The following is a 12,245-nucleotide window of genomic DNA, read 5'->3' on the forward strand; positions in this document are numbered from 1 at the left end:
AGGTTTGACCCATGACTACTACTATTGAAATCGACGGTAAAAGGTTTGAAGCAGAAAACGGTAAAATGATCATCGAAGTTGCCGATGAAGCGGGTATTCATATCCCACGTTTTTGTTATCATAAAAAATTATCAGTGGCTGCAAATTGTCGCATGTGTTTAGTTGAGGTAGAAAACGGCCGTAAGCCGGTTCCTGCATGTGCAACTCCAATTACCAATGGTATGAAGGTATTTACCAAATCGAAGGAAGCATTACATTCACAAAAGGTAGTTATGGAGTTCCTTCTTATTAACCATCCGCTTGACTGTCCGATCTGCGATCAGGGTGGGGAATGTGAATTACAAGACATATCCATGGGATATGGGGCAGACGAATCTCAGTATACAGAAAGCAAACGTTCAGTTGATGATGACGATTTAGGCACACTGATTTCAACTGAAATGACTCGCTGCATCCATTGTACTCGTTGTGTCCGCTTTGGCGAAGAAATCGCAGGATTAAGAGAGTTAGGTGCGACTGGTCGTGGTGAGCATATGCAAATAGGTACTTATGTTCAACACAGCATGAAGTCAGAAGTCTCCGGTAATATTATTGATTTATGCCCTGTAGGTGCATTAACTTCAAAACCGTTCCGATTTACCGCTCGAGCATGGGAACTTACTCAACATGATGGTGTAGCACCACATGATTGCCTCGGATCAAATATCTATCTGCATACACGTCGAAATAAGCTAATGCGTGTTGTTCCAAAAGAGAATGAAGCAATTAACGAAACCTGGTTGGCGGACAGAGATCGATTTAGTTATCTAGGACTGAATAGCCCATTAAGAGCAAGTCAGCCACAGATTAAGCGCAACGGACAATGGGAAGTTGTGGATTGGGAGACTGCTTTAAAATTTACAGCAGAGGGTCTAGCGCGAGTTATAAAACAAAATGGTGCAGAGCAGGTAGCCGCTTTTGCCTCAAGTTCTTCTACATTAGAAGAACTGTATTTACTGCAAAAATTAATGCGCCAAATTGGTGTTCATAATCTCGACCACAGATTGCAACAAGTTGATTTTAGAGATCAAGAACATCAAGGAACTACACCAGTAAGTTCCTTACCCTATGCAGAAGTAGAACATCAAAATGTACTCGTCTTGATCGGATGCAATATTGATCGGGAAGTCCCTCTTGCTGGTGTTCGGGTTCGTAAGGCATTCCGTAATGGGGCAAAAATTTACGCAATAAGTCCAGTAGATTTCGATTATTGCTTTGATCTTGATGAGCGCTTCATTGTTTCACCTTTAGAAATGCCAATGCAACTTGCCAAGATTGCTTTAGCACTGACTGGTGACATAAAAAACTTACCAGCGGAAGTACAAAAATTAGTAATAGGTCTTGAGCTGGATGCAGCAACTCAACGAGTTGCCAAAGCATTAAAAGAGGAAAATGCATGCTTAATTACCGGTGCTCTTTGTGAAAATCACCCTGAAGCGGCTTTATTGCGTACCTTGGTGTTCCATATTGAAAAACTAAGTGGTGCGAAAGCATTGCGATTGACTCATGGTGCAAACACTGCAGGTGCTTGGGTCGCAGGGATGGTTCCCCATCGAACAACTGCAGGCAAAACAGATTCAACACCAGGAATGGATGTACAAGCAGCACTAAATGCCAAACTTAAAGCATATTTTTTAATGGGAGTAGAGCCTGGTTTTGATTTTGCTAATCCTTATGGTGCAAGACAATCAATGCTCGGTGCTGAGTTTGTTGTCTTAATGTCAGCTTTCAATCATGAGTCAATGCATGATTATGCTGATGTTATTTTACCAATTGCTCCATATGCTGAGACTTCAGGAACGTATATTAATGTTGATAATACTTGGCAAACAGTAAAGGGCGCGTTATCGCCTCACGGCGAATCCCGACCTGCATGGAAAGTATTAAGAGTACTTGGTAATTTATTGCATTGTGATGGCTTTGAATATTTATCAACTGAAGATATTTTGTCAGAAATTAAAAATAGTGTTGCAATCACTATGGAGCAAGACTATAAGCCCTATTATCCTGAGAGCTTGCCTCTAATTAATCAATCATTGATTCGCGTTGGCGAGTGGCCACTTTATCGTAGCGATGCAATTGTTAGGAATGCTAAAGAATTGCAATTATGTGCTGCTGCTGAATCAGTATGCATCCGCATCAATCCTACAACAGCTGACCGATTGAAATTAGACGATGTTGCTACTGTATCTCAGGGAGATATTGAGATAACATTGCCGCTTAAACGTGATGAACGCATTGCGGCGGATGTTGTATGGGTAGCAAACGCGATGCCTGAAACCGTAGATTTAGGCCATTCATTTGCTGCAATAACTATTAAGCGCTAGGCAGGTAAGAAAATGCTGCAAGATATTAGCATATTAATTTGGGTCATCATTAAAATATTAGTAATCGTAGTGCCATTACTATTATGTGTTGCATATTTAATTTATGCGGAGCGTAAAGTCATTGGGTATATACAAGCACGTATAGGACCCAACCGCGTGGGGGTGCGAGGATTACTTCAGCCTATCGCAGATTTGATCAAGCTAATTACTAAAGAAATTATTATTCCGACGCGTTCTAATAAATATCTTTTTATTGCTGCTCCATTATTTGCTTTAGTTCCGGCTTTGGCAGGCTGGGCAGTAATTCCTTTTCAGGAAGGAATGGTTTTAGCAAATATTAATGCAGGGGTTCTTTATATTTTTGCAATGAGTTCCCTTGGCGTTTATGGAGTGCTAATTGCTGGATGGGCATCTAACTCCAAATATGCAATGTTTGGTGCATTAAGAAGTACAGCGCAGACCGTATCCTATGAAATTGCAATGGGCTTTGCTTTAGTAGGCGTGCTGTTGGCTGCAGGAAGTATGAATCTCACAGACATTGTTAATTCACAAAGAGGTGGAGTTTTACATTGGTGGTTTATTCCTCTATTGCCACTGTTTTTTGTGTTTTGGATTGCAGGAATCGCTGAAACCAACCGTGCGCCATTCGACTTAGCCGAAGGAGAGTCCGAAATTGTTGCTGGATTCCATGTGGAGTATTCTGGAATAGGCTTCGCATTATTCTTCTTATCAGAATATGCGAGTATGATTCTTATCTCTGTACTACTCAGTATCCTGTTTGTGGGTGGTTGGATGTCGCCATTTGAAGGTGTCCCATTTTTACAAAACATATTTTTTATTGTACCCGGGTTTGTTTGGTTAATCGTAAAAGTCTGCTTTTTCTTATATGTATATTTATGGATAAGAGCCACTTTTCCTCGTTATCGTTATGACCAGCTTATGCGTTTAGGCTGGAAGGTACTTATTCCGGTCACCATTGTTTGGATTATTGTAACTGCACTAATGGTTGTTACACATGTTAAACCTTGGTTTTAATGATTAATAGAGAAGCCGATGAAAAAAGCATATCAACTTATTAAATACTACGTACGCAGTTTTCTTTTAATAGAATTATTGCAGGGTTTAAAGTTAACTGGTAAATATTTTTTTAAGAAAAAAATAACCGTACAGTTTCCAGAGGAACAGACTCCAATTTCACCTCGCTTTAGAGGAGCACTTGCGTTACGCCGTTATCCTAATGGTGAAGAACGATGCATTGCTTGTAAATTATGTGAAGCAGTTTGTCCTGCACTGGCTATAACCATAGAGTCAGAACCACGTGAAGACGGATCTCGTCGCACAACAAGGTATGATATTGATGTATTTAAATGCATTAATTGCGGCTTATGTGAAGAATCATGTCCTGTAGATTCCATCGTAGTGACACCGGTGCATCATTATCATGTTAGTGAACGCGGTCAAAATATTATGACAAAAGAAAAGCTCTTGGCACTTGGCGATTTGTTGGAGCCTAAACTTGCGGCAGATAGAGCTGCTGATGAAAAATACCGATAACGGGGTGCAGTATGCATGAATTATTAGTTCAAACTATTTTCTATATTTTTGCGGCTATAGCCGTAGGCGCTGCCTTTATGGTCATTATTCAAGATAATCCAGTACGCAGCGTTTTATTTCTTGTACTTACATTCTTTGCAAGTGCCGTATTATGGATACTTGCCGAGGCGGAGTTTCTGGCACTGATTTTGGTACTGGTATATGTAGGGGCGGTCATGACACTGTTCCTGTTCGTCGTGATGATGCTTAACATTGATGTTGAAGTAATTAAAAACCATTATAGACGCTATTTACCATTCGGTTTAATTCTTGTTGCTTTGTTAACGGGACTTTTAATGGTATCTATTCCTGCAGGTACGTTTAAGTCGAATGTTGAAACTCAGAGCAACACTACAATAAGTACACAGTTATTTGAGGTAACACAAAACAATCCTGATGCAACTCGCTCAAATACTGAAGCCTTGGGCATGGTTCTATATACTGATTATTTACTGGCTTTTGAGATTGCAGCTGTTCTGTTATTAATTGCAATTATTTCAGCAATTACCCTAGTACATAGAGGTCCCAGAAAATCGAAAAGACAGGATGTGAAACAACAGATTCTGACAAGTAGAAATGATCGGGTTGAATTAATTAATATGAAAGCAGAAAAATAATGTTGGGGAATTCTATATGATACCTGTTAATAATTACCTAATTCTGGGGGCAATTTTATTCGGTTTTGGTCTTATTGGCATAATGATGAATCGTAGAAATATCATCTTATTGCTGGTATGCATCGAATTGATGTTACTTGCAGTGAATACTAATTTTGTCGCATTTTCACATTATTATAACGAAATTAGCGGTCAAGTTTATGTCTTTTTTATTTTAACGGTTGCTGCAGCAGAGGCAGCAATAGGATTAGCCATAGTGATGTTGCTTTTTAGAAATAGAGGTAACATTGACGTAGATAAGATGAATCATTTAAAAGGTTAACATTGTGAGTATCCAACAACTTTGTCTAATAATCGTTTTAACTCCCTTGGCTGGCTCCATCATTGCTGGTTTTTTCCGTAATCAAATAGGACGAGCCGGAGCACATTCAGCTACTATCTTAGGCGTTACAATATCGTTTATTGCCTCGCTCTATGTAGCTTGGCAAGTCTTTACTGGCGCCATGCCAACTGAGAGCACAGTTCTATATCATTGGGCAACTGGTGGTTTAATCCTTCCATTTGAATTTAATATTGGTTTTCTGATCGATCCTTTAAGTGTCGTGATGCTCGTGACTGTAAATTTTGTCTCTTTGTTGGTGCATATTTACAGTATTGGCTATATGGCTGATGACGATGGGTACCAGCGCTTTTTTAGCTATATTTCGCTGTTTACTTTTATGATGCTGATGTTAGTCAGTGCCAATAATTTCTTGCAATTATTCTTTGGCTGGGAAGGTGTCGGTCTCGTTTCTTATTTGCTTATCGGTTTTTGGTATCAAAAGGAATCAGCTATTGAAGGTAGCCTTAAAGCATTTATCGTCAACCGTGTGGGCGACTTCGGTTTCCTAATAGGTATTGCACTGGTATTTGCTTACACTGGAAGTATCGATTATGAAACTGTATTCAAGAGTGTTAATTATCTTGCAAGTCAAAATATTGAGCTATTTCAAGGCCACCCTTGGTCTTTAGTCACGGTAATTTGTTTGGCTTTATATGTTGGTGCTATGGGTAAATCGGCACAAGTACCGCTGCATGTATGGTTACCTGAATCGATGGAAGGTCCGACACCTATTTCTGCATTGATTCATGCTGCAACCATGGTTACTGCTGGGGTATTTATGATTGCACGTATTTCACCTCTGATCGAATTTTCCACAACAGCATTGAGCGTAGTTTTGGTTATTGGCGCAACAGGAGCACTCTTTACAGGAATCCTGGCACTTACAATGAACGATATTAAACGTGTAGTCGCCTATTCAACACTATCTCAATTAGGATATATGATGGTTGGAATGGGTGCTTCAGCATATAGTGCAGGGATGTTTCATCTTCTTACTCATGCATGTTTTAAAGCACTTTTATTCTTAGGTGCTGGTTCTGTAATTATCGGAATGCATCATGAACAAGACATGCGGAAAATGGGTGGTTTATGGAAAAAAATGCCAATTACTTATGTAACCTTTGTTATTGGTTCTCTAGCTCTGTGCGCTATTCCTCCACTAGCAGGGTTTTATTCAAAGGATACAATTATTGAAGCGGTACAATTGTCACAGATTCCAGGAAGTGGTTATTCCTATTTCTGTGTTGTTCTTGGCGCGGGTGTTACTGCGATGTATACCTTTAGATCTTTGTTTATGACGTTTCATGGTAAACCTCGCATGGATGAACATACTTTAAGTCATGTTCATGAATCACCATGGGTAGTTTGGTTGCCACTTGTTCTACTTGCTATTCCTTCAATTATTTTAGGCTACATATTGTATATGCCTATGCTATTTGATAATCCATCCATTTTAAGCTCATCTTTATTTATACTTCCTCAACATAATGTGTTGGCAGAGCTTGCGCACGAAATTACATCACCTTTTGCAAGTATGATGCATTCGATATACTCGCTCACTTTTTGGATTACTTTGGCGGGAATTGCGATTGCCTGGCTCTGTTATATAGCTGTACCATCGATTCCAGGCTATTTAGCACGTCGTTTTTCACTCATCTATAAAATACTCGTTAATAAATATGGATTTGATGCATTTAACAATTTAGTTTTTGTAAAAGGTTCTAAGGGGATAGGAACTGTATTTTACAGTGTGGGTGATCAGAAATTGATCGATGGGATGGTTGTGAATGGCAGCAGTCGACTCGTTAGATGGTTATCAGCTAAAGGTCGCGCTATACAAAGTGGTTATCTGTATCATTATGCTGCAGTAATGATTTTTGGATTGCTTGGATTTTTATGCTGGTTGATACTCGGCTGAATATAGGGTGAAGGTATGCATTATTTGCTCAATTTACTAATTTGGTTGCCAGTAATAGGCGGTGTTTTTGTTCTTCTCGCTGGAGATGATCGTAGCCCGAATATTTCGCGTTATTTGGCATTGTTTACCGTAATACTTTGTTTGCTACTGTGTATCCCTCTTGTTGCAGGCTTTGATCCTAAAGTATTAGGAATGCAATATTTGGAGGAATTCTCATGGATGCCAGCACTAGGCATTAGCTATAGCTTAGGTATCGATGGTATGTCCTTACTCCTAATAGTGCTTAGTATATTTACGAATTTAGTGGTGATACTGGCAACTTGGGAAAGTATTACTAACCGCGTCTCTCAATATTTAGCTGCATTTTTGATTATGCAGGGACTTTTAGTTGGAGTTTTCTCTGCATTAGATGCGATTTTATTTTACATCTTCTGGGAAGCAACGCTAATACCTATGTATCTGATTATTGGTATTTGGGGATCAGAGAATCGAGTTTATGCAGCGATTAAATTTTTCCTATATACCTTTTTAGGTTCCGTACTTATGTTAGCTAGCTTTTTATACATGGGCTATATCGCGGGCTCATTTAGTATAGAAGCGTTTTATGCAATTAAACTAAGTATGACAGCTCAAACATTGATCTTCATTGCATTTTTCCTTGGTTTTGCAATCAAAATCCCGATGTTTCCAGTACATACTTGGTTGCCTGATGCCCATACTGAGGCTCCGGCGGGCGGCTCGGTTGTATTGGCTGCTATTTTGTTAAAACTCGGAGCTTACGGATTTATCCGATTCTCTTTACCCATTGTTCCAGATGCATGTAGTCGCTATGCAGGGATTATGATTGCCTTATCTTTAATCGCGATTGTTTATATTGCATTGGTCGCAATTATTCAAAAAGATATGAAGCGATTAATTGCATATTCTTCAATTTCACACATGGGATTTGTGACATTGGGCAGTTTTGCTATTTTTGCGATTGCAAAACAATCTGGATTAAGCGCAGCTGGCCTAATCTTAGAGGGTGCAATTGTAGTCATGATTTCACATGCGTTTGTCTCAAGTGCACTTTTCGCTGGTGTTGGTTTTATCTATGATCGTATGCATACCCGACGTTTAGCAGATTTCGGAGGGATTGTGAATACAATGCCAATATTTGCATCTTTTTTCATGCTGTTCTGTATGGCAAATGCGGGTTTACCAGGAACCTCCGGTTTTGTTGGTGAATTTATGGTAATTCTAGGGTCACTTAAAGCCGGTTTTTGGGTAACATTTTGGGCTGCAACCACACTTATAACTGCAGCAGGTTATAATCTTTGGATGTATAAAAGAGTAATTTTTGGACCTATAGCAAATGAAAAAGTTGCAGAACTAAAAGATCTTTCGGGCTATGAGTTAAGTGCTTATATCTTACTTGCTTTGATGGTTATCGCCATGGGTGTTTATCCCAAGCCGTTTCTAGAGTACATCCATCAAACAGTAAGCCATACTCTGGCATTAGCAAGTCAATCAAAATTGTAATCAAGGTTAACCAATATGACAGCATTACTTGAAAATATCCATGTAGCCATTCCGGAAATGATTGTGCTCGCCACCGCATGCATTGCATTGCTTGCTGATCTATTTTTACGGCATCGGTATAAATCAGTTTCTTATTTCATCTCCTGTGTAGGTTTAGTTTTAGCTGCTGTTGTTAGTTTTCTTTATATTGGTATGTATAAAATTATTACACTCAATGGCTTATTCATTAGTGATGATATTGCCAATTTAATGAAATTTTTTATATACATTAGTGTGTTGCTGAGCTTTATCTATTCAAAAAATTATATAGATGAGCGTCAGATGCCTTCTGGTGATTACTATATTTTAGGATTGTTTTCTACTTTAGGGATGATGCTTCTTGTTTCAGCACATTCGCTGCTTACGATTTTCCTTGGTTTGGAATTATTATCATTGCCCTTATATGCAATGACTGCTATTCGCAGAACAGATAGTGATGCTTCTGAAGCAGCAATGAAGTACTTTGTAATGGGGTCGATTGCTTCCGCAATGCTTTTATATGGTATTTCCCTAATTTACGGGGCAACTGGAAAACTGGATTTACTCGAAGTGGCTAATGTTATTGCCGCGAACTGGCAACAACAAAGTACGCTGCTCGCTTTTGCGATGGTTTTTATCCTCTGCGGGGTTGCTTTTAAATTAGCAGCAGTTCCCTTTCATATGTGGGCACCAGATGTATACCAGGGAGCACCGACTTCAGTTACTTTATTTATTAGTGCTGCACCCAAAGTCGCTGCACTTGGTATGGCTTTTAGATTACTGACAATTGGCCTAGTAGATATTAGTTCACAGTGGCAACAAATTTTGTTGGTAATTACTTTACTCTCCACAGGTTTGGGAAATTTATTTGCAGTAGTCCAAACCAGTATTAAACGTTTATTAGCTTATTCTGCTATATCGCATATTGGATACGCTTTATTTGGTATTTTGGCAGCGACTGCATCAGGATATTCCTCTGCTCTTTATTATATTTTAGTTTACTCAATTACTTCAGCTGCAGCCTTTGGTTTAATTGTATTAATGTCTAACCACGGGATGGAAATAGATAACGTTGATGACTTAAAAGGGCTTAACAAAAGAAATCCTTGGCTCGCATTTATGATGCTAATTATTATGTTTTCTCTAGCAGGAGTTCCGCCTACGGTTGGTTTCTTTACAAAATTGCTTGTGCTGAAGGCGTTGGTCGATGCTCAAATGACATGGGTTGCGGTAGTAGGGCTATTTTTTACAGTAATTGGAGCTTATTACTATTTAAGAATTGTTAAAATCATGTATTTTGATAAACCGACACACACTGACCCTGTGGTTATGAATAAAGGAAATGTCTTAGTGCTTTCACTGAATTGTTTATCATTAATTTATTTAGGTATTTTTCCAGGTACCTTAATTGTAGCTTGTATGAATGCTTTCGGCTCTTAAAATTGTTCAAACTTTGTTCTGCATTAGATAAAAAACCATTTTTTTGATGCAGAATACATATTTATTTACATTCTTGAACGAAAGTACTTGCTAAGAGTACAGACTCTCAGTATACTTGCCATCAGTTGACGCGGGGTGGAGCAGCCTGGTAGCTCGTCGGGCTCATAACCCGAAGGTCGTAGGTTCAAATCCTGCCCCCGCTACCACTTATTAAGAACCCCATTTATGGGGTTTTTTATTATGTACAATTTGTAACTGCACTAAAATCAGTAGTAGCCAGTGAAGCAAAGATCAGCTCGGAAATAATTGTTTTAGAGAAATCACTTCCAGAGCCTAGCTCTTTCCCGAACTTAGGTTACTATATCGTATTTGTATTAGGCATTCGTGCCCTTTTTTGTTTGTTAATACTATGATACAAGATGAATTGGAACATTTATTAGCTCCTACAATTAATGATATGGGCTATGAGCTTTGGGGATGCGAGTACCTTTCGCAAGGTAAGCATTCTTTATTGCGTATATACATTGATAAGGCTGATGGAATAGGGATTGAAGACTGCGAAGCAGTAAGTCATCAAGTCAGTGCTCTTCTGGATGTTGAAGATCCAATTTCTGGGAATTATAGCTTGGAAGTATCATCACCTGGCATTCCAAGACCTTTATTTAAAAATTGGCAATATCAACGTTATATAGGCCATGAAGTACAAATAAAAACTTTTAAGCCAATTGAGGGTAAACGTAAATTACTAGGCACTATTGTCTCAGTATCTGAGAACGCTTTAGTACTCAAAATAAATAATGAAGATAAAGAATTACTTTTTTCAAATATTGTGAAAGCAAGTTTGACAGTATAGAGAGGCGAACAATGAGCAAAGAATTGTTACTGGTTGCAGAAGCGTTATCAAACGAAAGAGGTGTAAGTAAGGATGTTATTATACTTGCCATTCAGGCTGCATTGGAGTCCGCAACTCGCAAAATCTTTGGTTTAGATATAGGGGTACGAATTAAATTAGATCCACGTACAGGTGACTATGAAACCTTTAGATATTGGGATGTAGTCAACGAGGATGAGATAGAGCACCCAGAACGCCAATTAACTGTTGAACAAGCAAAAGAGCGTAATCCATCTGCAAACATTAATGATCGTATAGAAGAGTCAATTCCTTCGATTGAATTTGGGAGAATTGAAGCACAAGCCGCTCGTCAAGTGATTATGCAAAAAGTTAGAGAAGCAGAGCGTGAGCTGGTAATTGATCAATTCAGAAGCAAGCTAGGTCAATTGATTTATGGAACGGTTAAGAAAGTAACCCGAGATAATATTATTATTGACTTAGGTGGTAAAGCAGAAGCATTCTTGCCACGCACAGAAATGCTTCCACATGAAATGTTTCGACCGAATGACAGAGTCCGTGCTTATTTATATGAAATCACACCCCAAGCACGTGGACCACAACTATTTGTAAGCCGTACTCGTAATGAAATGCTCATCGAGCTTTTCCGCATTGAAGTACCTGAAATTGGTGAGAATGTAATTGAAGTGAAAGCTGCTGCACGGGATCCAGGAAATAGAGCCAAAATCGCTGTTAAAACAAACGATGGACGAATTGATCCTGTCGGAGCTTGTGTTGGTATGCGCGGGGCTCGGGTTCAAGCCGTTTCTAGCGAACTTGGTGGCGAGCGTGTGGATATTATTTTATGGGATGATAATCCTGCTCAATTAGTTATTAATGCGATGGCCCCTGCAGAAATTTCTTCTATTGTTGTTGATGAAGATACTCATACTATGGATCTGGCAGTAGAAAAGGATCAATTATCGCAGGCAATTGGTCGTAATGGTCAAAACGTTCGTTTAGCAAGCCAATTAACAGGCTGGACTTTGAATGTCATGACTACGGATGAGTTCGAAAATAAAAATTTGGAAGAATCAAGTAAAATTGTTAAATTATTTACTTCGGCACTGGAAATTGATGAAGAAATTGCTACATTACTAGTAGCGCATGGATTTTCTTCTCTTGAAGAAATCGCTTATGTTCCCAAAGAAGAATTACTAGCTATTGAGGAGTTCGACGAAGAAATTGTAGAAGAACTAAGAAATAGAGCAAACGATAAATTACTCACAATGGCTCTTTCTTCTGGTAAAGAGCTATCTGGTACACCTGACGAATCATTACTCTCAATGGATGGTATGACCGAAGAGTTAGCTAATATATTAGCTGCAAAAGGAATTACTTCCATGGAAGATTTAGCTGAGCAATCTGTAGATGAGTTGTTAGAAATTGAAGGAATGACTGAAGAAAAGGCCGGGGCTTTAATTATGAAGGCCAGAGAACCATGGTTTTTATAAAGCCATGGATTTATTATAAATTAATGTAGTGCAAATATGCAGTTTCT

General features: G+C 38.8%; 10 protein-coding genes and 1 tRNA gene. All 11 read left to right on the top strand.

What is annotated here, in order from left to right:
• Nucleotides 1-11 precede the first annotated feature (11 nt).
• The 11 genes from nuoG (at nt 12) to nusA (ending at nt 12,198) form a co-directional block, all read left to right on the top strand.
• The gene (gene nuoG / locus ELY20_RS07635) at nt 12-2,366 is read left to right on the top strand and encodes an NADH-quinone oxidoreductase subunit NuoG (RefSeq protein ID WP_110142031.1); all 2,355 of its coding nucleotides are present in this window, start codon (nt 12-14) and stop codon (nt 2,364-2,366) included.
• A 12-nt stretch (nt 2,367-2,378) separates the two neighbouring features.
• On the top strand, nt 2,379-3,401 hold the full coding sequence (nuoH, locus tag ELY20_RS07640) for an NADH-quinone oxidoreductase subunit NuoH (protein WP_110142032.1): 1,023 nt from the start codon (nt 2,379-2,381) through the stop codon (nt 3,399-3,401).
• Nucleotides 3,402-3,419: 18 nt separating this feature from the next.
• Nucleotides 3,420-3,920: an NADH-quinone oxidoreductase subunit NuoI gene (nuoI, locus tag ELY20_RS07645; RefSeq protein ID WP_110142033.1), complete on the top strand. Its 501-nt coding sequence runs from the start codon at nt 3,420-3,422 to the stop codon at nt 3,918-3,920.
• Nucleotides 3,921-3,931: 11 nt separating this feature from the next.
• Nucleotides 3,932-4,576, top strand: coding sequence for an NADH-quinone oxidoreductase subunit J (locus tag ELY20_RS07650; protein ID WP_110142034.1), 645 nt, complete (start codon nt 3,932-3,934; stop codon nt 4,574-4,576).
• 16 nt (nt 4,577-4,592) lie between these two features.
• Nucleotides 4,593-4,898 (top strand): NADH-quinone oxidoreductase subunit NuoK, encoded by a 306-nt coding sequence (gene nuoK / locus ELY20_RS07655; protein WP_058467423.1) that lies wholly within the window; start codon nt 4,593-4,595, stop codon nt 4,896-4,898.
• Between the two features lie 4 nt (nt 4,899-4,902).
• Nucleotides 4,903-6,876: an NADH-quinone oxidoreductase subunit L gene (nuoL, locus tag ELY20_RS07660; protein ID WP_110142035.1), complete on the top strand. Its 1,974-nt coding sequence runs from the start codon at nt 4,903-4,905 to the stop codon at nt 6,874-6,876.
• Nucleotides 6,877-6,891: 15 nt separating this feature from the next.
• Nucleotides 6,892-8,397: a complex I subunit 4 family protein gene (locus ELY20_RS07665; RefSeq protein WP_110142036.1), complete on the top strand. Its 1,506-nt coding sequence runs from the start codon at nt 6,892-6,894 to the stop codon at nt 8,395-8,397.
• A 15-nt stretch (nt 8,398-8,412) separates the two neighbouring features.
• Nucleotides 8,413-9,855, top strand: coding sequence for an NADH-quinone oxidoreductase subunit NuoN (gene nuoN / locus ELY20_RS07670; RefSeq protein ID WP_110142037.1), 1,443 nt, complete (start codon nt 8,413-8,415; stop codon nt 9,853-9,855).
• Between the two features lie 129 nt (nt 9,856-9,984).
• A tRNA-Met gene (locus tag ELY20_RS07675) sits at nt 9,985-10,061 on the top strand.
• 203 nt (nt 10,062-10,264) lie between these two features.
• Complete coding sequence (gene rimP / locus ELY20_RS07680; protein WP_110142038.1) at nt 10,265-10,708, top strand: ribosome maturation factor RimP; 444 nt, start codon at nt 10,265-10,267, stop codon at nt 10,706-10,708.
• Between the two features lie 11 nt (nt 10,709-10,719).
• Nucleotides 10,720-12,198 carry a transcription termination factor NusA gene (gene nusA / locus ELY20_RS07685; RefSeq protein ID WP_110142039.1) on the top strand — a complete coding sequence of 493 codons (1,479 nt, stop codon included), beginning with the start codon at nt 10,720-10,722 and terminating at the stop codon, nt 12,196-12,198.
• The last annotated feature ends 47 nt before the right edge of the window (nt 12,199-12,245 follow it).

The organism is Legionella qingyii, assembly GCF_003990155.1.
Classification (GTDB): Bacteria; Pseudomonadota; Gammaproteobacteria; order Legionellales; family Legionellaceae; genus Legionella; species Legionella qingyii.